The sequence below is a fragment of the Stutzerimonas stutzeri genome, from assembly GCF_038561965.1.
In the GTDB taxonomy this organism is placed as follows: domain Bacteria; phylum Pseudomonadota; class Gammaproteobacteria; order Pseudomonadales; family Pseudomonadaceae; genus Stutzerimonas; species Stutzerimonas stutzeri_AA.
The window spans coordinates 735,808-755,633 of the sequence record NZ_CP139348.1 but is presented as its reverse complement, the minus strand read 5'-3'; the positions used below and the strand labels follow the sequence as shown (position 1 = coordinate 755,633).

At 64.0% G+C, this 19,826-nt stretch carries 22 protein-coding genes; 17 read left to right on the top strand and 5 right to left on the bottom strand.

Features of this window, described 5'->3' with window-relative positions; all coding sequences use genetic code 11:
- The first annotated feature begins 57 nt into the window (after positions 1–57).
- Positions 58–1,239: an MFS transporter gene (locus SM130_RS03325; protein WP_102824404.1), complete on the top strand. Its 1,182-nt coding sequence runs from the start codon at positions 58–60 to the stop codon at positions 1,237–1,239.
- Positions 1,240–1,261: 22 nt separating this feature from the next.
- Here the strand turns inward: SM130_RS03325 and SM130_RS03320 are convergent, their stop codons facing one another.
- Positions 1,262–1,636 (bottom strand): VOC family protein, encoded by a 375-nt coding sequence (locus SM130_RS03320; protein WP_102824403.1) that lies wholly within the window; start codon positions 1,634–1,636, stop codon positions 1,262–1,264.
- A 139-nt stretch (positions 1,637–1,775) separates the two neighbouring features.
- Positions 1,776–2,486, bottom strand: a complete 711-nt coding sequence (gene rutR / locus SM130_RS03315) for an HTH-type transcriptional regulator RutR (RefSeq protein WP_102824402.1) — start codon at positions 2,484–2,486, stop codon at positions 1,776–1,778.
- Positions 2,487–2,770: 284 nt separating this feature from the next.
- Here rutR and rutA point away from each other — a divergent pair, with 284 nt between their 5' ends.
- The 9 genes from rutA to SM130_RS03270 all read left to right on the top strand — a co-directional run bounded on the left by rutA (position 2,771) and on the right by SM130_RS03270 (position 9,642).
- Positions 2,771–3,853: a pyrimidine utilization protein A gene (gene rutA, locus SM130_RS03310; RefSeq protein WP_102824401.1), complete on the top strand. Its 1,083-nt coding sequence runs from the start codon at positions 2,771–2,773 to the stop codon at positions 3,851–3,853.
- A complete protein-coding gene (gene rutB / locus SM130_RS03305) occupies positions 3,853–4,599 on the top strand; it encodes a pyrimidine utilization protein B (RefSeq protein ID WP_102824400.1) in 747 nt (248 codons plus the stop codon). Before rutA ends, rutB begins: the two co-directional genes overlap by 1 nt.
- 79 nt (positions 4,600–4,678) lie before the next feature.
- A complete protein-coding gene (gene rutC / locus SM130_RS03300) occupies positions 4,679–5,065 on the top strand; it encodes a pyrimidine utilization protein C (RefSeq protein ID WP_102824399.1) in 387 nt (128 codons plus the stop codon).
- 59 nt (positions 5,066–5,124) lie between these two features.
- Complete coding sequence (gene rutD, locus SM130_RS03295) at positions 5,125–5,922, top strand: pyrimidine utilization protein D (protein ID WP_102824398.1); 798 nt, start codon at positions 5,125–5,127, stop codon at positions 5,920–5,922.
- Between the two features lie 11 nt (positions 5,923–5,933).
- A complete protein-coding gene (locus SM130_RS03290) occupies positions 5,934–6,524 on the top strand; it encodes a malonic semialdehyde reductase (protein ID WP_102824397.1) in 591 nt (196 codons plus the stop codon).
- A 13-nt stretch (positions 6,525–6,537) separates the two neighbouring features.
- Positions 6,538–7,065, top strand: a complete 528-nt coding sequence (gene rutF, locus SM130_RS03285) for an NADH-dependent FMN reductase RutF (protein WP_102824396.1) — start codon at positions 6,538–6,540, stop codon at positions 7,063–7,065.
- Between the two features lie 316 nt (positions 7,066–7,381).
- The gene (gene dksA / locus SM130_RS03280; protein ID WP_102824395.1) at positions 7,382–7,786 is read left to right on the top strand and encodes an RNA polymerase-binding protein DksA; all 405 of its coding nucleotides are present in this window, start codon (positions 7,382–7,384) and stop codon (positions 7,784–7,786) included.
- 9 nt (positions 7,787–7,795) lie between these two features.
- Positions 7,796–8,998: a zinc metallochaperone GTPase ZigA gene (gene zigA / locus SM130_RS03275; RefSeq protein ID WP_102824394.1), complete on the top strand. Its 1,203-nt coding sequence runs from the start codon at positions 7,796–7,798 to the stop codon at positions 8,996–8,998.
- Complete coding sequence (locus tag SM130_RS03270) at positions 8,998–9,642, top strand: DUF1826 domain-containing protein (protein WP_102824393.1); 645 nt, start codon at positions 8,998–9,000, stop codon at positions 9,640–9,642. The genes zigA and SM130_RS03270 overlap by 1 nt, the downstream gene beginning before the upstream one ends.
- A gap of 49 nt (positions 9,643–9,691) precedes the next feature.
- Here SM130_RS03270 and SM130_RS03265 read toward each other — a convergent pair whose 3' ends face one another.
- Complete coding sequence (locus tag SM130_RS03265; protein WP_102824392.1) at positions 9,692–10,021, bottom strand: four-helix bundle copper-binding protein; 330 nt, start codon at positions 10,019–10,021, stop codon at positions 9,692–9,694.
- A gap of 201 nt (positions 10,022–10,222) precedes the next feature.
- Between SM130_RS03265 and SM130_RS03260 the strand changes: the two genes are divergently transcribed.
- The 3 genes from SM130_RS03260 (at position 10,223) to SM130_RS03250 (ending at position 12,488) form a co-directional block, all read left to right on the top strand.
- Entirely contained in the window at positions 10,223–10,810 is a 588-nt protein-coding gene (locus SM130_RS03260) for an IMPACT family protein (protein WP_102824634.1), read from the top strand.
- 460 nt (positions 10,811–11,270) lie between these two features.
- Entirely contained in the window at positions 11,271–12,221 is a 951-nt protein-coding gene (locus SM130_RS03255; RefSeq protein WP_102824391.1) for an adenosine deaminase, read from the top strand.
- Between the two features lie 102 nt (positions 12,222–12,323).
- Positions 12,324–12,488 (top strand): hypothetical protein, encoded by a 165-nt coding sequence (locus SM130_RS03250; protein ID WP_181019230.1) that lies wholly within the window; start codon positions 12,324–12,326, stop codon positions 12,486–12,488.
- A gap of 3 nt (positions 12,489–12,491) precedes the next feature.
- On the opposite strand, the gene SM130_RS03245 is transcribed toward SM130_RS03250, so the two are convergent.
- Entirely contained in the window at positions 12,492–13,664 is a 1,173-nt protein-coding gene (locus SM130_RS03245; RefSeq protein ID WP_102824390.1) for a Bcr/CflA family multidrug efflux MFS transporter, read from the bottom strand.
- Positions 13,665–13,868: 204 nt separating this feature from the next.
- Here SM130_RS03245 and SM130_RS03240 point away from each other — a divergent pair, with 204 nt between their 5' ends.
- Entirely contained in the window at positions 13,869–14,516 is a 648-nt protein-coding gene (locus tag SM130_RS03240) for a TetR family transcriptional regulator (protein ID WP_102824633.1), read from the top strand.
- A 4-nt stretch (positions 14,517–14,520) separates the two neighbouring features.
- Here the strand turns inward: SM130_RS03240 and SM130_RS03235 are convergent, their stop codons facing one another.
- Entirely contained in the window at positions 14,521–14,712 is a 192-nt protein-coding gene (locus SM130_RS03235) for a heavy-metal-associated domain-containing protein (protein WP_102824389.1), read from the bottom strand.
- 148 nt (positions 14,713–14,860) lie between these two features.
- Between SM130_RS03235 and SM130_RS03230 the strand changes: the two genes are divergently transcribed.
- The 3 genes from SM130_RS03230 (at position 14,861) to SM130_RS03220 (ending at position 19,819) form a co-directional block, all read left to right on the top strand.
- On the top strand, positions 14,861–17,239 hold the full coding sequence (locus SM130_RS03230; protein ID WP_102824388.1) for a heavy metal translocating P-type ATPase: 2,379 nt from the start codon (positions 14,861–14,863) through the stop codon (positions 17,237–17,239).
- Between the two features lie 13 nt (positions 17,240–17,252).
- Complete coding sequence (cueR, locus tag SM130_RS03225; protein WP_102824387.1) at positions 17,253–17,696, top strand: Cu(I)-responsive transcriptional regulator; 444 nt, start codon at positions 17,253–17,255, stop codon at positions 17,694–17,696.
- Between the two features lie 200 nt (positions 17,697–17,896).
- Positions 17,897–19,819 carry a methyl-accepting chemotaxis protein gene (locus SM130_RS03220; protein WP_102824386.1) on the top strand — a complete coding sequence of 641 codons (1,923 nt, stop codon included), beginning with the start codon at positions 17,897–17,899 and terminating at the stop codon, positions 19,817–19,819.
- Positions 19,820–19,826 lie beyond the last annotated feature (7 nt).

Here is a 19,826-nt window from a genome sequence, read left to right as displayed (position 1 = left end):
CTTGGCACATCGCCGGGCACGGCTGTGCCTGTTTTCCAGCGTCGCGAGGCGATCTTCATGCATCTACTTTTCCGCAACCCCCAGGTGTTTCGCTTGTTCATGGCTCAGGCGCTGTTCTGGTCCTGTTCGATGACCGGCATCATCCTCACTTCAATCGTCGGCCTGCGCTTGGCGCCCTTCCCGAGCCTGGCATCGTTGCCGCTCGCGGTGCTGATGCTTGGCGGCCTGCTCGCACTGCAGCCGATCGCCTGGCTCATGCAGCGCCATGGACGCAAAGTTGGCTTTCTGTTCGGCGCGCTGGCCGGTGTGCTTGGCGGGCTGATAAGCGCGCTATCGCTGCGGCTCGACAGTTTCATCCTGCTCTGCCTCGGCTCGCTGTTGATCGGCGGTTATCAGGCATCGGCCATGTACTACCGCTTTGCGGCGATGGAGGCCGTTAGCGAAACCTTCAAGGGCCGCGCCACGGCGTGTGTGATCGGCGGCGGCGTGATCGCCGCGCTGGTCGCCCCTTCGCTCGGCAATACCGCTCGCGGACTGATCGATACACCCTTCGCTGGCGCCTATCTGCTGATCGCTGCGCTGGCGGCAGTGGGTGTAGCGGTACTTTCCGGCCTCAGCACGACTGGCACGGCAAGCGCATCACCGAGCGCACCGTCGCGGGTGTCGTGGCGCGAACTGCTTTCTCGGCCGACCATCAGGGCCGCGGTGCTGACCACCGCCGCCGGTCACGGGTTGATGATTCTGGTGATGAACGCAACGCCTCTGGCGATGCATGGCGAGGGGATGGATCTACAGGCCAGCGGCCAGGTGATCCAGTGGCACATGCTCGGAATGTTCCTGCCGGCCTTCATCGCCGGGCCGTTGGTAGACCGGCTGGGCAGCCGCATGGTGGCCTGCGTGGGCGGTGGCCTGCTGATCGCAAGCGCAGTCGTCGCCCTGCTTGGCGTCAGCCACTGGCACTTCATGGTCAGCAGCTGCCTACTCGGTATCGGCTGGAACCTCATGCTCGTCGCCGGCTCGACGCAGCTGGGGCAGGGCCATGCGCCAGACGAACGCGCCCGGGCGCAGGGCTTGATGGAGCTGAGCAACGGCAGCGTCGCGGCAGTGATGTCGTTCGCCTCCGGCGCGCTGATTGCCCAGGCAGGCTGGGCGGCAGTGAACATCGGGTTACTGCCGATCGTTGCGCTGGTGGTACTGGTGCAGATTTCGCAGGGCTATCGGCAGCGGCAGGTGGCTTGAATGAGCGAGGCTCATTGCGCGATCAGGGCATCGCTCGTTCGGAAACCAGATGGATGATATTGGCCGGACTCGAGATCCAGAAAGCCCTGAACCCTTCCGGCAGGGATTCGATTTCATCCCGCCGAGCGCAGTCGTGTCCCTCAAGGTGGGCGGCGGCACCTTCCAGGTCATCCGTGACGACCTCCAACCATATCTCCGCCTGGCTGATGCCCGGCACGCAATCCAGCCAGAGCACCTTGTCGCCAAAATCGAAGCGCGGCGTGTGCTCGCCTTCAGCGCCAGCAGGGGTGAGTTCTTTCAGTGCGAGCATTTCGCGGTAGAACGCGACGGTGTGCTGGTACTCATGGGCGGGCACCTTCATCGCGATGTTTCGGCCGGGCTGGAATGTCGGTTTCATCGTTTCGCTCCAGGGTGCGCTGGCCGGAGGATGACTCACCCAAGGCACTCCGGCCCGCGTGTGGGTTGATCAGCCAGTACAGACAGCAGCGGCCGATCGCGCAAGCGAGGAGCGTGCGCTATCGCTACCCGCCCAAGCCTCAGCGTGGCCTGACGCCATCGAGTATCAGCGCCTGCAAGCTCTTCAGCGTTTCCTCGAAGAACGCGGGATCATCCAGCGTCTTGCCAGCCACCGCCTCGACCTGCACGCGGAAGTCGGCGTAGTGCTGGGTGGTCGCCCACAGCGAGAAGATCAGGTGATGCGGCGCGATGGGAGCGAGCTTGCCGGCGTCGATCCAGGCTTGGATGACGGCGACCTTGTTTTCCACCAGATCGTGCAGCGGCTGTTGCAACTCCCCCAGCAACAGCGGCGCGCCCTGCATGATCTCCATGCAGAACAGCCGCGATTCGGCGGGATGGTCGCGGGAGAGTTCGAGCTTGACCCGCAGGTATTCGCTGATCGCCTCGACTGGGTCCTGTTCGACGCTGAATGCTTGCAGCGGCTGTAACCAGACCTCCAGCAACTGCCGCAGGACGTTGGTGTACAGCTCTTCCTTGTTGCCGAAGTAGTACAGCAGGTTGGTCTTGGAGACGTCTGCCTGGGTCGCCACCTGATCGAGGCTGGTGCCGTGCAGGCCAAAGCGCGAGAACAGGTCGAGCGCGGCCTGGAGGATGCTGGCGCGCTTGCTTTCGATCATGCGCAGGCGACGGTCCTGGGCGCTGGCGCTCGGTACGCGAGCTGCGCCCTTGAGCCGAGGTGTCTTGCTGGCGGTGAGACGCTTGCGAGGGGGAACGGGGGGTTGGTCTGTCACGGGATTACCGGGTGGGTTCGAACGAGTCATCTACTGTAGCGCGCTGAGCCTGCGCCGCACGAGCAACGAAGTCAGCCAGCCGCTGTTGCACGATCTTCGTGCGCCGCGCACAAACCAGGTGCTCCGATTCAGACCAATTGGTCCACTTGATATTGACTAACTAACTCATCTTATTGATTTCAAAGCCAAATGCATTTCTGGCCTGCATCCTGCTAAAGCACCTTCGACCCTGCCCGTCACGTTCGGGCAGCGCTTTCTAGCCATTGCGTACAGAGGTGCTACCCATGGATGTTGGTGTTTTCATTCCGATCGGCAACAACGGCTGGCTCATTTCCGAAAATGCGCCGCAGTACATGCCGACCTTTGAACTGAACAAGGCCATCGTGCAGAAGGCCGAGGGCTACGGCTTCGACTTCGCGCTGTCGATGATCAAGCTGCGCGGCTTCGGTGGTAAGACCGAGTTCTGGGAGCACAACCTGGAATCCTTCACGCTGATGGCGGGCCTGGCCGCGGTCACCAGCAAGATCCAGCTGTTCGCGACTGCCGCAACGCTCACTCTGCCGCCGGCCATCGTCGCGCGCATGGCCTCGACCATCGACTCGATCTCAGGCGGGCGCTTCGGCGTGAACCTCGTCACCGGCTGGCAGAAGCCGGAATACAGCCAGATGGGCATGTGGCCGGGCGACGAATTCTTCGGCACGCGCTACCAGTATCTCGGCGAATACGCCCAGGTACTGCGCGACCTCTGGGCCACCGGGCGTAGCGACTTCAAGGGCGAGCACTTTCAGATGGAGGACTGCCGCGTCAGCCCAAAACCCCAGGCAGACATGAAGATCATCTGCGCGGGCTCATCCGATGCCGGCATGGCCTTCTCGGCGCAGTACGCCGATTACAACTTCTGCTTCGGCAAGGGCGTGAACACCCCCACCGCCTTCGCCCCGGCCACCGAGCGGCTGCTCAAGGCCACTGAAAAGACCGGCCGCCACGTCACCTCCTGTGTGCTGTTCATGGTGATCGCCGATGAGACCGACGAAGCCGCCCGCGCCAAGTGGGAGCACTACAAGGCCGGCGCTGATCAGGAAGCCATCGCCTGGCTTGGCGAGCAGGGGTCCGCCGACAAGGGCGCCGACAGCAACATCCGGCAGATGGCCGACCCGACTTCGGCAGTGAACATCAACATGGGCACGCTGGTGGGTTCCTACGCCAACGTGGCGAGGATGCTCGATGAGATCGCCACGGTGCCCGGCATGCAGGGCGTGATGCTGACGTTCGATGACTTCCTCGAGGGCGTCGAAGCCTTCGGCCAGAAGATCCAGCCGCTGATGCAGAGCCGCCGGCACGTCACCGCACTGAAGGAATCGGCCTGATGAACGCCGTCGAACAGATCTCCGGCTACGGCCTGAGCGCCACGGACGAACCTGTGCAGCTACCGGCACGCCCCGAGCCGCTCGCGATGAAGGCGAGCGAAACCGCGCTGATCGTGGTGGACATGCAGAACGCCTACGCCACCCGTGGCGGCTATCTCGACCTGGCGGGCTTCGATGTGTCGGCGACCAAGCCGGTGATCGAGAAAATTCGCCAGGCGCTGAGCGCAGCTCGTGCCGCCGGCATGCAGGTGATCTTTCTGCAGAACGGCTGGGACAGCGGGTACGTCGAGGCCGGCGGACCGGGCTCGCCCAACTGGCACAAATCCAATGCGCTGAAGACCATGCGCAGACGCCCGGAGCTGGCCGGCACGCTGCTGGCCAAAGGCGGTTGGGATTACGCGCTGGTGGATGAACTGGCACCGCAGCCCGGCGACATCCTGGTGCCCAAGCCGCGCTATAGCGGTTTCTTCAACTCGCAGCTGGACAGCACCCTGCGTGCCCGTGGCATCCGCAACCTGGTGTTCACCGGCATCGCCACCAACGTGTGCGTGGAATCGACCCTGCGCGACGGCTTTCACCTGGAGTATTTCGGCGTGGTGCTGGCCGATGCCACCCATCAGGCCGGGCCGGAATTCGCCCAGCAGGCCGCGCTGTACAACATCGAGACGTTCTTCGGCTGGGTGTCCAGCGTCGACGCCTTCTGTCAGAGCTTCGCGACCGCACCCAGCGTGGCGGTCGCCAGCTGATTTCATCCCCATACCTGATCGCGGTGCCCGCAGAGGCGCCCGCCGGGTTCGCCTGAATGCCTTGCAAGGAATCAACGATATGCCCAAGCAATCCATCATCCCCGCCGGCTCCGGCAAACCGCTCGCCCCGTACGTTCCAGGCTCCATGGCCGATGGCGTGGTCTACGTCTCCGGCACACTGCCGTTCGACAAGGACAACAACGTGGTCCACGTCGGCGACGCCGCCGCGCAGACCCGTCATGTGCTGGAAACCATCAAGGGCGTCGTCGAGGCTGCCGGCGGCAGCATGAACGACGTCACCTTCAACATGATCATGCTCACCGACTGGGCCAACTACGCGAAGGTCAACGAGGTGTACGCCGAGTATTTCCCCGGCGAGAAACCCGCGCGTTACTGCATCCAGTGCGGGCTGGTGAAGCCCGATGCGCTGATCGAGATCGCCAGCATCGCCCACGTCGGCCAATAGCGCCTGCCGGGCCGTCCGGCGCGCCGGCGGCTTGCACTTCGACCTCGCGGAGGTATGACATGCACTACGAACTTCATGGCCGCATGGAGCCGGATGCTCCGACCCTGGTGCTCAGCTCCGGCCTCGGCGGCGCCGGTGCCTTCTGGACGCCACAGCTGGCGGCACTGACGCAGGATTACCGGGTGCTGGTCTACGACCAGCTGGGTACCAACAAGAGCCCGGCGAACCTGCCGGCGGGCTATTCCATCGAGTCCATGGCAGTCGAACTGCTGGAGTTGCTGGATACCCTGAGCATTCGCCGCTGCCACTTCATCGGCCACGCCCTCGGCGGGCTGGTGGGGTTGCAGATCGCCCTGCTGCGGCCGCAACTGCTGCAGAGCCTGGTGCCGATCAATGCCTGGGGCAGCCCCAACCCGCACAGCGTGCGTTGTTTCGCGGTGCGACTAAAGCTATTGCACGACAGCGGCGCAGCGGCCTACGTGCAGGCGCAGTCGCTGTTCCTCTATCCGGCCGACTGGATCGCTGCCAACAGCGAGCGACTGGCACGCGACGATGCCCATGCCCTGGCGCACTTTCCGCCGACGATGAATCTGGTGCGGCGCATCGAAGCGCTGCAGGCCTTCGATATCGAAGCCGAGCTGCCGCGCATCACCACCCCGACCCTGCTGATTGCCAATCGCGACGACATGCTGGTGCCCTGGCAACGCTCGCAGCACCTGGCTGATGTCATGCCCAACGCCCAGCTGGCGCTGCTGAACTACGGCGGCCACGCGTCCAGCGTCAGCGACAGCGACCCCTTCAACCAGATCCTGCTGGACCATCTTGCCGAGCAATGCGGCCAGGTCGCAGCAGCCTGAGGAATCCGACCATGCACGCCCCTATCGACTCGAATGCTCTCGCGACGCTGTTCAGCGAGGCGCGCACCCACAGCGCCTGGCTGGACAAGCCGGTGCCGGACGCACTGCTCGAACAACTCTACGAGCACGTCCGCCTGGGCCCCACCGCGGTGAACAGCTGCCCGGGACGCTTTGTCTTCGTACGCACGCCGGAGGGAAAGGCAAAGCTCGCGCCCTGCCTGTCCAAGGGCAATCTGGACAAGACCATGGCCGCACCGGTCACGGTGATCGTCGCCTATGACGAGGACTTCCCGGAAACCCTGGCGGAGCTGTTTCCCTTCGCCGACGCCCGCAGCTGGTACGCAGGGCAGCCGGCACTGATCACCGAGAACGCACTGCGCAACAGCTCGCTGCAGGCCGGCTACCTGATCCTCGCCGCCCGCGCCCTGGGACTCGATTGTGGACCGATGTCGGGCTTCGACGGCAAAGCGCTGGACGAGGCCTTCTTCGGCAGCACCCGTTGGAAATCGAATCTGCTGATCAACCTCGGCTACGGCGATGCCAGCAAGCTGCGCGACCGCCTGCCACGCCTGCCCTTCGACCGGGCCTGCGTTATTGCCTGATGGAGAAACGACCATGCAACTGGCTCAATGCGAAACCACCAGTCAATTCAGCGCTCCAGTGATTCGTGAGGACTACCGCGACGCCATGGCGCGCCTGGCCGCGGCGGTCAATATCATCACCACCGACGGGCCCAGCGGGCGCGCCGGCTTCACCGCCACCGCGGTGTGCAGCGTTACCGACGAACCGCCGACCCTGCTGGTGTGCCTGAACCGGACCGCCTCGGCGCACCCGATCGTCACCGCCAACGGACAGCTATGCGTGAACACCCTTGCCGGCGCACAGCGGGACTTGTCCAACCTGTTCGGCGGCAAAACACCCATGGCCGAGCGCTTCGCCGCGGCGCAGTGGAGCACCGGCATGACCGGCTCACCTCTGCTCGACGGCGCCACAGTGTCGTTCGACTGCCGCATCAGCCACAGCGCCAGCGTCGGCACCCACGACATCCTCTACTGCGAAGTCGTCGCCGTGTACCGCCGCGACAGCAGCGATGCGCTGGTGTACTTCGGTCGCAACTACCACGGCCTTTCAAGCACCAGCTGAGCAAACGAATGCGCTCCCATCGGGCGGGCTTGGGCGCATCCGCGGTGGTGAATGCGGTGGGCTGAAGCCCACCCTACAAAACCTCAAAGCCTTCTGTGCCTGCGCTCCACGTCGCATCCCTCGTAGGGTGGGCCTCAGCCCACCACAGCGCGCCAACTCGTCCCATGCCTGCGACAAGACCGCTATCGCAACATCCTCGTAACCCGATCAAAGCTACCCGTCCCTTGCGCAATACCTGGCACTACCCGATACGTACTCGTATCGATCATAAATGTTATGTTATAACTCACTAATCAACCTTGCCGGGCACCCGCTCATGACCGAATCCGACCTCCTCGCGCAACCCGCCGATGCCTATATGAGCGCCGAGCAGCAGGCCTTCTTCCGCGACCTGCTGCTGCGCCAGCGTCAGGAATTGCAAAGCCGCATCGCCGAAGAATTCACCGCCTTGCGCGAAGTCGAGCCGAGCAGCGATCCGGCGGATATCGGCAGCGCCGAAGAACAGCGCCAGTGGCAACTGCGCGTGCTGGAGCGTGAGAAGAAGCTGCTGGACAAGATCGACGACGCGCTGGATGCCATCGCCCGCGGCGAATACGGCTGGTGCGCCGAAACCGGCGAGCCGATCGGTCTGCCGCGGTTGTTGCTGCGCCCCACCACGACGCTGTCCATCGAGGCGAAACAACGCCAGGAACAGCGCGAAAAACACCAACGATCCGCCTGAGAGACCGCCATGAATCGCCTCCCCGTTACCGTTCTGTCCGGCTTCCTCGGCGCCGGCAAGAGCACCCTGCTCAACCACATCCTGAAGAATCGCGAAGGCCGTCGTGTCGCGGTGATCGTTAATGACATGAGCGAGATCAACATCGACGGCAACGAGGTGCAGCGCGGTGTCAGCCTCAATCGGGCCGAGGAAAAACTGGTCGAGATGAGCAACGGTTGCATCTGCTGCACCCTGCGCGAGGACCTGCTCGAGGAAGTCGGCAAGCTTGCCCGTGAGGGTCGCTTCGACTACCTGTTGATCGAGTCCACCGGCATTTCAGAGCCACTGCCGGTGGCCGAAACCTTCACCTTTCGCGACGAGCAGGGCCAGAGCCTGGCCGACCTGGCACGGCTGGATACCATGGTCACGGTGGTCGACGGGGTGAATTTCCTGCGCGATTTCCAGGAGGCCGAGAGCCTGGCCAGCCATGGTGAGAGCCTCGGCGAGGACGACGAGCGTTCGGTCACCGAGTTGCTGATCGAGCAGGTGGAATTCGCCGACGTCATCCTGATCAGCAAGATCGACCTGATTTCCACCGCCGAGCGTGAAGAACTGACCGCCATCCTCGGTCGCCTCAACACGCACGCCGAGATCCTGCCGATGAGCATGGGCCAGGTGCCGCTCGAGCGCATCCTCGATACCGGCCGCTTCGACTTCGAGCGCGCCGCCCAGGCGCCGGGCTGGCTCAAGGAAATGCGCGGCGAGCATGTCCCGGAAACCGAAGAATATGGCATCGCCTCGACCGCCTACCTGGCGCGCCGGCCATTCCATCCGCAGCGCTTCTATAACTTCCTCAACCGTGAATGGAGCAACGGCAGGTTGCTGCGATCCAAAGGCTTTTTCTGGCTGGCCACCCGGCCAGAGGAAGCAGGCAGCTGGTCGCAGGCCGGCGGGCTGATGCGCTACGACTATGCCGGCCGCTGGTGGCATTTCACGCCTGAATCAGCCTGGCCGAGCGACAGCGAAAGTCGCACGGCAATCCTGGCGAAATCCCGTGGCGAGTTCGGCGATTGTCGTCAGGAGCTGGTCTTCATCGGGCAGAACATCAATTTTGAACAGCTACGCAGGGAGCTGGATGCCTGTTTGCTGAACGACAGCGAATGGGCGGTTGGCACCGATGGCTGGCTGCGCCTGCCCGACCCGTTCGGCCCCTGGCATGAGCAGGTCGCCTGATGCTGGCGCAGCAAACTATCCGACCACAACCCCGACAGTTGCTTGGCGGGACACCGGCGGTGCTTGGCGAAGCGCTGAACGACGGCATCAACCTGGCGGTATGGCAGCGCCAGCTGCCGCTGCACATTGCCGGCTTTGCCGAGGCACTGCTGGCCCTGGGCGAGCCGCTGACGGAATCGCTGACCCTCGAACCAGTCGGCGAGGACGAGGTGCAGCTACCAACCCTGGCCGCTGCTTATCGGGACCTGTCCGGCCACGCCGGTTTCGTCGCGGACGTCGCCTGGCTGGTGCGGGCATTCGCCTGCCTGGTCGATGCGCGTCGCATCGGCCTGCGCCTGCGGGTGCTGGGCAAGCCAATGTGTCCGCGCTTTCACGTCGACCACGTGCCGCTGCGGCTGATTACCACCTATGCCGGCGCGGGCAGCGAATGGCTACGCGAGGGCGCGATGTCGCGTCGACGCCTGGGTGATCCGACAGCCGAACCGGCTGACCCGAACGCTATCGAGCAGCTCGGGGCTGGGGACGTGGCCTTGTTCAAAGGGGAGAAATGGCTGGGTAACGAAGGCGCCGGCATCATTCACCGCTCGCCGCAGGCGACAACTGCCGAGCGTCGCCTGATCCTGACGCTGGACTGGCTGGCCTGACGCCAGAGGGCCAGCAACCGCCGCTGCGACCCTCCCTGGCAGCGGCCGATCAGGCTGCCATTTTTTCGCACTCTTCAGCGCAGTTGCGACAGGCTTGGGCGCAGGCCTGGCAATGGTCGTGTTTGTGCTTGCCGCACTCCTCGGCGCAGTCGCGACAGACCTGTGCGCAGAGCTTGCAGAAGGCTTTCGCATAAGGGCTGTCGCGAGTCATCAGCGCCGCCGCAACTGCGCACATGTCCGCGCAATCACGATCAAGCTTGATGCAGCGCGCCATCATCTTCACGTCATCCTCGCGCAGGCACGACGCCGCACAGGACTCGCAGACCAGCGCGCAGTTGGAGCAGGCCTGGATGCATGACTGGTAACTGGAATTGAGCATGGAAAGTCCTCCATCTGGTTGGCCAGCAAAGCGGTTCACCCGGCTCGTACGAAGCCGTGCGCGAACCGCACCTACCTAGATAAGGGGCCAACCGATCCGGGGAAGTTCATACCATTCGCCGGACGGCCCGGCCGCACGGGCACAGCGCAGCGGCCGTTGCGTCGCTACAATGGCCGCCCGCAAACCAACACCGTATCTGCCATGCCCTTCACCCTCTCCGCGCCGTGCGAATTGCTGGAAGTGATCAGCAAGAGCCGCTTTCTGGCCAAGGCTGCGCCCGTGCAAAGCCCGGAAGAAGCGCAGGCTTTCATTCAATCCGTCAGCGATCCTAGCGCGACACACAACTGCTGGGCCTGGAAGATTGGCAATCAGTACCGCTTCAGTGATGACGGCGAACCGGGCGGCACCGCGGGGCGACCGATGCTCACCGCCATCGAAGGGCAGGACTTCGATCAGGTCGCGGTGGTGGTGATCCGCTGGTTCGGCGGTATCAAGCTCGGCACCGGCGGCCTCGCCCGCGCCTATGGCGGCAGCACGGCCAAGTGCCTACAGGCCGGTGAGCGCCGCGAATTGATCTCCCGCTCGCGCTGCCGCTGCCATTGCCGCTTCGCCGAACTGGCCTTGTTCAAGGCTCGCCTGGCGGAGTTCGAGGCGTTGCTGGAGGCCGAGCATTTCGATGCTGAAGGCGCGACTCTGGAGATTGCCCTTCCCGCCGCTCAGCTGAAACCGCTGGAAAGATTGCTCGCTGACATCAGTCGCGGGCGCAGCCAGCTGAAAGCCCTGGAATAGAGCCTGCGTTGCCCACAAATACTGTGGACGCAATTGTGGATAACAATTGTATGGCCGCCTGGAAAGCACCTGCCGCGGGCCCTGGAGAGAACTGCACACTTTTTGATCAATTCGCCTTAGGCGCCCCACCGAGGTGCGTTAACCACTTGAATTGCTGCGTTTTTTAGACTGAACAGTCGGCTAATGACGTTTTGCCATCAATCGCGTTCTGCCACTCAAAGGTTATGCCCGAATTGAGTGGAGAACTTTGTGGATAACATTGGGAACAACCTCGCCAGCGCCCGCCAGAACTGGGCTGCAGACCGCTGATCAATTAATCGCCAAACCGCCCATTTGGCAATCTTTCAGTCATTCGACTGTCATGCAACATTGCTAGGCCGGCCAAACTGGTCAGCTGGCATATCCGTTGCTGCACCCCGTCGATAGAATGCCCGCACACCCGAAAGACGAGAACTTCGCGATGCAAGACTGGCTCAACAATCTGCCCAAGGCCGAACTCCACCTGCACCTGGAGGGCTCGTTGGAACCCGAACTGATGTTCCGCCTCGCCGAGCGCAACAAGATCGCCCTGCCTTGGAACGACGTCGAAGCCCTGCGCAGCGCCTACAACTTTGGCAACCTGCAGGAATTTCTCGACCTTTATTACGCCGGTGCCGACGTGCTGCGTACCGAGCAGGACTTCTACGACCTGACCTGGGCCTACCTGCAGAAGTGCGAAGAGCAGAACGTGGTGCACACCGAGCCCTTCTTCGACCCGCAGACCCACACCGACCGTGGCGTACCGTTCGAGGCCGCGCTCAACGGCATCAGCGCGGCGCTGGCCGACGGCCGTGAGCTGCTGGGCATCAGCAGCGGGCTGATCCTCAGCTTCCTGCGTCACCTCCCGGAAGAGGAAGCCTTCAAGACCCTGGACCAGGCGCTGCCCTATCGCAACGCGTTCTTCGCCGTCGGCCTGGACAGCTCCGAGCTGGGCCACCCGCCAAGCAAATTCCAGCGGGTGTTCGACAAGGCGCGCGCCGAGGGCTTGCTGGCCGTTGCCCACGCTGGCGAGGAAGGCCCGCCCGAATACATCTGGCAGGCGCTGGATCTGCTCAAGGTCAGCCGCATCGACCACGGCGTGCGTGCCGCCGAAGATCCAAAGCTGATCGCCCGGCTGATCGAGGAGCAGATTCCGCTGACCGTCTGCCCGCTATCCAACACCAAGCTCAAAGTGTTCGACGACATGCGCCAGCACAACATCCTCGACCTGCTGGAACAGGGCGTGAAGGTCACGGTGAATTCCGATGATCCTGCCTACTTTGGCGGCTACGTGACGGAGAATTTCATCGCGCTGCACGAGAGCCTGGGGATGACCGAGGAACAGGCCCGCCGCCTGGCACAGAACAGCCTGGACGCACGCCTGGCCTACTGAGGACCGCCCGTCGCCGCGTGATCGACTGCGACACCATGGCCCCATCCCGCGGGCCATGGCAGCGCCTAGACTGTGCCGCGTCGACCACACGAGGCGATCGCCATGAACATTCTCGTCCGCCCTTTGACGCCCTATCCCGACAGCGCCTGGCAGGTAAGCCTGGATCGCCAGCGTGTCACCTTTCGCAGCGAAGCCGAGGCGCGAGCCTTCGTCGAGACCCTACGTCGCCGCCTGCAGGCACCGCATCCTCTGCCGCTCAGCGCCTGAACCTCACTCCGTGCTGGCACGCGCAGTGGTGTAAGCCACGATCGTTGCCAGCAAGCCGCACAGACTGATGATCGCCGCCAACGGCACCGCCGTGCCGTTGTGCAACGCCCCCACCGCGGATGCGGCAATGGCCGCTATGGTGAACTGCATACTGCCGAGCAGGGCCGAGGCGCTGCCGGCATTGGCCCGCTGGTCAGCCATGGCGCAAGCCGTGGCATTCGGCAGTAGGCAGCCGAGGCAGGACACGCAACAGAACAGCGGAATCAGCAACGGCCAGAGTGACTCAGGCTGCGCGGCCGCAACCGCCAGCAGCGCCAGTGCACTGCCAAAGAAGAACCACACCCAACGCCGCACCCAGAACTCCGGCCCGCGCAAACGCACCAGCCGTACGTTGATCTGCGCCATGAGGATGAAGCCCGCTGCATTGACGCCGAACAGCCAGCCGAAGTGCTCTGGCTTGACGCCGTACAACTCGATGAAGACGAATGGCGAACCGGTGATGTAGGCGAACATTCCAGCCATGCACAGCGCGCCGGTCAGCACGTGGCCAATGAAGAAGCGATCGCGGAACAGGCGGACGTACTGGCCGAGCGCACCAGACATCGGCTGGCGCGGCAGCCCCGCCGGATAGGTTTCCGGCAGCCACAGAGTGACCGCCACCAGGCACATCGCACTGAATAGCGTCAGCAGGATGAATATCGACGGCCAGCCGAACGAGGCCAGCAAGGCGCCGCCCGCCACCGGTGCAAGGATCGGCGCCAGACCCATGACCAGCATCAGCTGCGAGAACACCTTGGCGCTGGTCATCGGGTCGCACAGGTCGCGCACCACGGCACGCGCCACCACCATGCCCGCACAGCCGCCAAGCGCCTGCACGAAACGCACACCGATCAGCCACTCCATCGAAGGCGCAAAGGCACTGGCCAACGACGCCAGGGTGAACAGCACTACGCCGATCAACAGCGGCCCGCGCCGGCCGTAGCGATCAGCCAGCGGCCCGTAGACCAGCTGGCCGATCGCCAGACCGATGAAATAGGCCGCCAGTGAAAGCTGCACATGGTCAACGCTGGTATCGAAGGATTCCGCCAGCATCGGGAAGGCTGGCAGATACATGTCGATGGCCAAAGGACCGAACGCGCTGAGCGCGCCCAGTATGAGAAGAATCCGAAGAGACATCAGAAGCTCGCAAACAGGGGGAAAAAGAGGTGCCGAGGTCTGCTGTTGGACATCGACCTCACCCGGGCATTTGCACCGGCGTGCAAGATGCTGTTACATACACCGCCGATTGTAAACATGCATCACGACGAGATGCGCCGTTACACTGGCCGCCTCCATCGCTGCTGGACGCCCGAAGCAGCCGTCACCTGCCTGAACCTGCCCATGCGCCGAACCAAAGAAGAAGCCGAGAAAACCCGTATCGCCATCCTCGCCTCTGCCGAGCGCCTGTTTCTGGACAAGGGGGTGGCCCACACCAGCCTCGACCAGATCGCCCGTGACGCTGGAGTGACGCGCGGCGCGGTGTACTGGCATTTTCAGAACAAAGCGCACCTGTTCCACGAGATGCTCAATCAGATTCGCCTGCCACCGGAGCAGATGACCGAGCGCCTGTGCAGCTGTGATCAGCAGCAACCGCTGCAGGCATTGATCGCCCTGCGCAACCTGACGGTCGAGGCCATCAGCACCCTGGCTAGCAACGAGCAGAAGCGCCGCATCTTCACCATTCTGCTGCACAAGTGTGAGTTCACCGATGAACTGCGCGAAGCCGAAGAACGCCATCACGCGTTCATCAATCAGTTCATCGATCTGTGCGAGAACCTGCTGCGCAAGGCTTCGGCCTGCCTGCGTCCAGGCGTAACGCCGCGACTCGCCGCGCTGTCGCTGCATGCAATGGTGGTGGGGCTGTTCACCGACTGGACGCGGGATACCGAACTGTTCGCGCCAGAGGTCGACACCAAGGCCTTGATCGACCCGTTGTTCCGCGGCCTGGTCCGCGACTGGCCGGACGATCCCGACCAGTTCGCCGGTTGAGCGATCAGCTCACCTGATAGCCCTCTTCGCTGATCGCCTCACGAATCGCCTGCTCACTGGCGCTGCTCTGTACCTGCACCGTTCCGGCCGCCAGATCCACCTGCACCTGCGCCTGCGGGTCCAGCGCCTGAATGGCCTGGGTTACGGCGCGCTCGCAGTGGCTGCAGGTCATTCCGCTCACGTTGAATATTTGCATCGTCTCTCTCCTCGGCTGGTGAATGCACTGATTCTCGACCTTGCCACCTGGGCAAGGTCAAGGCACCCGCTGTCGCAGATCATGGTCTTGACCTTGCCATAGGGTTAAGGTCGATTCTGCAGCTATCGCAATCCGAGGAGTCACTGCCATGTCCAGCGCCACCCATACGCTGCCAGTCAGCGGTATGACCTGCGCCAGTTGCGCCGGGCGCGTCGAACGCGCCCTGCTCAAGGTGCCGGGTGTCGCCGCAGCCAACGTCAACCTGGCCAACGAACAGGTGCGCATTGAAGGCGTGGACCTTGGCATGGCGACGCTGATCGCGGCCGTGCAGAAAGCTGGCTACGGCGTACCGCTGCAGAACATCGAGCTGAACATCGAAGGCATGACCTGCGCCAGCTGCGTCGGCCGGGTCGAACGCGCCTTGCTCAAGGTGCCAGGCGTGCGCAGCGCAGCGGTGAATCTGGCCAGCGAGCGTGCGCATGTCGAAGTGATCGGTACGCCGAACCCCACCGAGCTGATCCGGGCCGTCGAGGCTGCCGGCTACAAGGCCAGCGCCGGCGACCAGCAGCGCCCGGAAGAGGATGCCGAACGGCGCCTGCAGCGCGAACGCTGGGCCGTGATTGCCGGCCTGCTGCTGGCCGCACCCTTGGTGTTGCCGATGTTTGCCGAGCTGTTCGGGGGGCACTGGATGCTGCCGCCATGGATCCAGTTTCTGCTCGCCACGCCGGTGCAGTTCATCCTCGGCGCACGCTTCTACGTGGCTGGCTGGAAGGCGGTGCGCGCTGGTTCCGGCAATATGGATCTGCTGGTCGCCATCGGCACCAGCGCCGGCTACGGCCTGAGCCTCTACCAGTGGTGGGCGACGCCTGCCGGGCAGATGCCGCACCTGTATTTCGAGGCCTCGGCAGTAGTGATCGCCCTGGTGCTGCTGGGCAAGTACCTGGAAAGCCGTGCCAAACGCCAGACCAGCGCGGCGATCCGCGCACTCGAAGCCTTGCGCCCGGAGCGCGCGGCCCGGGTGATCGACGGCCGCGAAGAAGATGTCGCCATTGCCGCCCTGCGCCTGGACGACCTGGTGCTGGTCAAACCCGGCGAGCGCTTTCCGGTAGATGGCGAAGTGATCGAGGGCGAAAGCCAGGCCGACGAAGCGCTAATCAGCGGTGAGAGCCTCCCGGTGAACAAGGCGCCGGGTGATCGCATCACCGGCGGCGCGATCAATGGTGAGGGCCGCCTGCTGGTGCGCACCACCGCGCTCGGTGGCGAGACCGTGCTGGCGCGGATCATCCGTCTGGTGGAAGACGCCCAGGCGGCCAAGGCGCCGATTCAGAAACTGGTGGATAAGGTCAGCCAGGTGTTCGTCCCGGCGGTGTTGGTGATTGCCGTGTTCACTCTGATCGGCTGGCTACTCACGGGTGCGCCGGCCGAGGTTGCGCTGATCAACGCGGTGGCCGTGCTGGTCATCGCCTGCCCCTGCGCCCTCGGCCTGGCCACGCCGGCAGCGATCATGGCCGGAACCGGCGTGGCGGCGCGACACGGCATCCTGATCAAGGACGCCGAGGCGCTGGAAGTTGCCCATGCGGTCACGGCCGTGGCCTTCGACAAGACCGGCACGCTCACCTCGGGCAAGCCGCAGATCATCCATTTGCATGCCGTGGACGGCGACGACTCTCGAATATTGCGCCTGGCCGGTGCCCTGCAGCGCGGCAGCGAACACCCGCTGGCCCGTGCGGTGCTGGAGCGCTGTGAAGCTGAGGGCATCGAAGCGCCAGATATCGAGAAGAGCCAAGCCCTGAGCGGCCGCGGCATCGCCGGAGCACTGGAAGGTCAGCAGTTGGCGCTGGGCAACCGGCGCATGCTTGCGGAGTACGGCCTGCAGCCGGGCGAGCTGCTGGAAACCGCCCAGCGCTGGGAAGCCGAAGGCCGCACCCTCTCCTGGCTGGTGGAACGTACGCCAGCGCCGCGCATTCTCGGCCTGTTCGCTTTCGGCGACAGTCTCAAGGACGGCGCCGCAGCGGCCATTGCCGCACTGGCGGCGCGGCACATCCGCAGCCACCTGATCACCGGCGACAACCGCGGCAGCGCCCGCGTGGTGGCCGAAGCGCTGCATATCGACGACGTACATGCCGAAGTGCTGCCGGCGGACAAGGCCGCCACCGTGGCGCAACTGAAAAAGGGCGGCGCAGTGGTGGCCATGGTTGGCGACGGCATCAACGACGCACCGGCGCTGGCTGCGGCAGATGTCGGCATCGCCATGGGCGGTGGTACCGACGTAGCCATGCATGCGGCCGGCATTACCCTGATGCGTGGCGACCCACGCCTGGTGCCGGCGGCGCTGGAAATCAGCCGACGCACCTACCGCAAGATCCAGCAGAACCTGTTCTGGGCCTTCATCTACAACCTGGTGGGCATACCACTCGCCGCATTCGGCTTTCTCAGCCCGGTGGTAGCCGGCGCGGCGATGGCCCTGTCCAGCGTCAGCGTGGTGAGCAACGCGCTGCTGCTGCGTTCCTGGAAACCGGAAGAATGATCGGAGGCAGGTAATGAACATCGGTCAGGCAGCAAAACACAGCGGGCTCACGGCGAAGATGATCCGCTACTACGAATCCATCGGCCTGCTCATGCCCGCCGGGCGCGGGGCCAATGGCTACCGCCACTACAACGAGCGTGACCTGCACCAGCTGGCGTTCATTCGTCGCGCCCGTGACCTGGGCTTCTCGCTGGAAGAAGTCGGCAAGCTGCTGGCTCTGTGGCAGGACCGCCAGCGCGCCAGCGCCGATGTGAAAGCCCTGGCCGGCGCGCACATCCACGAGCTGAACCGCAAGATCGCCGAGCTGGTCGGCCTGCGCGACACGCTGCAGCAGCTGGTCGACCACTGCCAGGGCGACGACCGACCCGATTGTCCGATCCTGCAAGGCATCGAAAGCGGCTGCTGCGCTGCACCGGCAGCCCGCACCAGCTCGATCACACGGCTGGAAAAGCGCTGACCACAGCGCGAGGCCGATACCGGTCACGCTCTCCAGCTGTGCGTTCCGCCCAGTATTTGCGACGGTCGTCCGATATCGCAGTCGTTTCTCGACCCGCCATTCAAGATCATGCGCACGCAGCCGACAGTGAAAGCGAAGACACAGCCGGGCCGCCTGCATAAGGCGCCCAGCTCGAATCGCACTCATTAGATTGGACTGCTATGAATAACTGGTTTGCAAACATCGGGGTCAGCAGGAAGCTCGCACTGGGCTTCGCCACCGTACTGGCCCTGACCATCATCCTCGCCTGGAACGGTTGGGGCAGCCTCGGCAGCGTCATCCAGCGCAGCGGCTGGATGACTGAAATCTCGCTGCTGAACAAGACACTGACCGACCTGCGTATTGCCCGCCTGCAGTTCATGCTGGCCAATGGCGACGCCGAGTCCACCGAGCGCCTGGACAAGAACCTGGGTATCTACCTCGCGCAGCAGACCAAACTGCTCAATTCGTTCAAGAACCCGATCAACGTCGCCCAGCTCAAGGAGCAGGCCGGCTACAACGCGCAGTACCAGAACTCGCTGAACGACATGCGCAAGGCCTACACCCAGGCCAACGGTTCCCGGCAAGTCATCGATGGCGCCGCCAGCCGTCTGGGTGAGCTGACTGCCGGTGTCGCCCGCCAAGTGCTGCAGCTCTCGGAATACGATGAAGAGCGTTTCGCACAATTTCAGGCCATCACCCAAATCGAGGACGACGTGCAGCGCGCGCAGTACCTGCTGCGTGTGTACATCAGCGCGCCGGGCAGCGAGGCGGCGAAGGCCATCTATGCCCAGCTAGACGCCGCGCAGGCCTCGCTGGGGCGCCACGCCGGTGTGCTGGATGCTGACGGCGGCGCTGCGCTGCAACAGATCCGCGCAGCGCTCGACGAATACCGCGGCGCCATCCAGGCCTTGGAGACGGCCACCCAGGCGATTGCCAAGGCCCGTCAGGAAATGACCGATCAGCAGAAGGAAATCGTCCGCATCAGCGATTCGCTGTATCAGTTCCAGCTCGACCGTCTCGATGTCGAAAGCAGCGATGCACGCAGCCGCCTGATCGTCAGCACCCTGCTCGCACTGGTGCTCGGTGTGCTGGCCGCTTGGGTCATTACCCGGCAGATCATCCTGCCACTGCGCGCGACCCTGGCTGATGTGGAGCGCATTGCTTCAGGTGACCTGAGCGAAACCGCGCAGATTCATCGTCGCGACGAACTCGGCGTGCTGCAGCGTGGCATTCAGCAGATGGGCTCGACGTTGCGCGAGCTGATCGGCGGCATCCGCGATGGCGTCAGCCAGATCAGCGCAGCTGCCGAAGAGCTGTCCGCGGTGACCAAACAGACCAGCGCCGGCGTGAACAGCCAGAAAGAAGAGACCGATCAGGTCGCTACGGCCATGCACGAAATGTCGGCCACCGTTCAGGAAGTCGCACGCAATGCCGAACAGGCAGCGCTGGCGGCCACCGAAGCGGACAGTGAAGCCCGTGAAGGTGATCACGTTGTGACCGAGGTGGTAACGCAGATTGAGCGCATGGCCACCGCGGTGCTGCGCTCCACCGAGGCAATGACCGCTCTGCAAGGCGAAAGCGACAAGATCGGCAGCGTGATGAACGTGATCCGCGCCGTGGCCGAGCAGACCAACCTGTTGGCGCTCAACGCAGCCATCGAGGCTGCCCGCGCTGGCGAGGCGGGTCGCGGTTTTGCCGTGGTCGCCGACGAGGTGCGCGGCCTGGCACAACGTACGCAGAAATCCACCGAGGAAATCGAAGGCCTGGTTGCTGCGCTCCAGAACGGCACGCAGCAGGTCGCTTCGATCATGCACACCAGCCGCGACCTGACTGACAGCGGTGTCGAGCTGGCGCGCCGTGCCGGCGTTTCGCTGAGCAACATTACCCGCACCGTTTCGAATATCCAGGCGATGAATCAGCAGATCGCTGCGGCTGCCGAAGAGCAGAGCGCGGTGGCCGAGGAAATCAGCCGTAGCGTGGTGAACGTGCGTGATGTGTCGGAGCAGACCGCCGCCGCCAGCGAGGAGACCGCCGCGTCGAGCTCGGAGCTGGCCCGCCTGGGCGGTCAGCTGCAGATGATGGTGAGCCGCTTCCGGCTCTGATCGAGTC

What these genes read in the sequence shown, in the direction of transcription:
- SM130_RS03325 (WP_102824404.1), top strand. Translation starts at nt 58, where the DNA reads ATGCATCTACTTTTCCGCAACCCCCAGGTGTTTCGCTTGTTCATGGCT.
- rutA (WP_102824401.1), top strand. Translation starts at nt 2,771, where the DNA reads ATGGATGTTGGTGTTTTCATTCCGATCGGCAACAACGGCTGGCTCATT.
- SM130_RS03255 (WP_102824391.1), top strand. Translation starts at nt 11,271, where the DNA reads ATGCAAGACTGGCTCAACAATCTGCCCAAGGCCGAACTCCACCTGCAC.
- SM130_RS03265 (WP_102824392.1), bottom strand. Translation starts at nt 10,021, where the DNA reads ATGCTCAATTCCAGTTACCAGTCATGCATCCAGGCCTGCTCCAACTGC.
- SM130_RS03245 (WP_102824390.1), bottom strand. Translation starts at nt 13,664, where the DNA reads ATGTCTCTTCGGATTCTTCTCATACTGGGCGCGCTCAGCGCGTTCGGT.
- SM130_RS03290 (WP_102824397.1), top strand. Translation starts at nt 5,934, where the DNA reads ATGCACGCCCCTATCGACTCGAATGCTCTCGCGACGCTGTTCAGCGAG.
- cueR (WP_102824387.1), top strand. Translation starts at nt 17,253, where the DNA reads ATGAACATCGGTCAGGCAGCAAAACACAGCGGGCTCACGGCGAAGATG.
- SM130_RS03230 (WP_102824388.1), top strand. Translation starts at nt 14,861, where the DNA reads ATGTCCAGCGCCACCCATACGCTGCCAGTCAGCGGTATGACCTGCGCC.
- SM130_RS03320 (WP_102824403.1), bottom strand. Translation starts at nt 1,636, where the DNA reads ATGAAACCGACATTCCAGCCCGGCCGAAACATCGCGATGAAGGTGCCC.
- SM130_RS03250 (WP_181019230.1), top strand. Translation starts at nt 12,324, where the DNA reads ATGAACATTCTCGTCCGCCCTTTGACGCCCTATCCCGACAGCGCCTGG.
- rutD (WP_102824398.1), top strand. Translation starts at nt 5,125, where the DNA reads ATGCACTACGAACTTCATGGCCGCATGGAGCCGGATGCTCCGACCCTG.
- SM130_RS03235 (WP_102824389.1), bottom strand. Translation starts at nt 14,712, where the DNA reads ATGCAAATATTCAACGTGAGCGGAATGACCTGCAGCCACTGCGAGCGC.
- rutF (WP_102824396.1), top strand. Translation starts at nt 6,538, where the DNA reads ATGCAACTGGCTCAATGCGAAACCACCAGTCAATTCAGCGCTCCAGTG.
- SM130_RS03260 (WP_102824634.1), top strand. Translation starts at nt 10,223, where the DNA reads ATGCCCTTCACCCTCTCCGCGCCGTGCGAATTGCTGGAAGTGATCAGC.
- SM130_RS03240 (WP_102824633.1), top strand. Translation starts at nt 13,869, where the DNA reads ATGCGCCGAACCAAAGAAGAAGCCGAGAAAACCCGTATCGCCATCCTC.
- SM130_RS03220 (WP_102824386.1), top strand. Translation starts at nt 17,897, where the DNA reads ATGAATAACTGGTTTGCAAACATCGGGGTCAGCAGGAAGCTCGCACTG.
- dksA (WP_102824395.1), top strand. Translation starts at nt 7,382, where the DNA reads ATGACCGAATCCGACCTCCTCGCGCAACCCGCCGATGCCTATATGAGC.
- rutB (WP_102824400.1), top strand. Translation starts at nt 3,853, where the DNA reads ATGAACGCCGTCGAACAGATCTCCGGCTACGGCCTGAGCGCCACGGAC.
- zigA (WP_102824394.1), top strand. Translation starts at nt 7,796, where the DNA reads ATGAATCGCCTCCCCGTTACCGTTCTGTCCGGCTTCCTCGGCGCCGGC.
- SM130_RS03270 (WP_102824393.1), top strand. Translation starts at nt 8,998, where the DNA reads ATGCTGGCGCAGCAAACTATCCGACCACAACCCCGACAGTTGCTTGGC.
- rutC (WP_102824399.1), top strand. Translation starts at nt 4,679, where the DNA reads ATGCCCAAGCAATCCATCATCCCCGCCGGCTCCGGCAAACCGCTCGCC.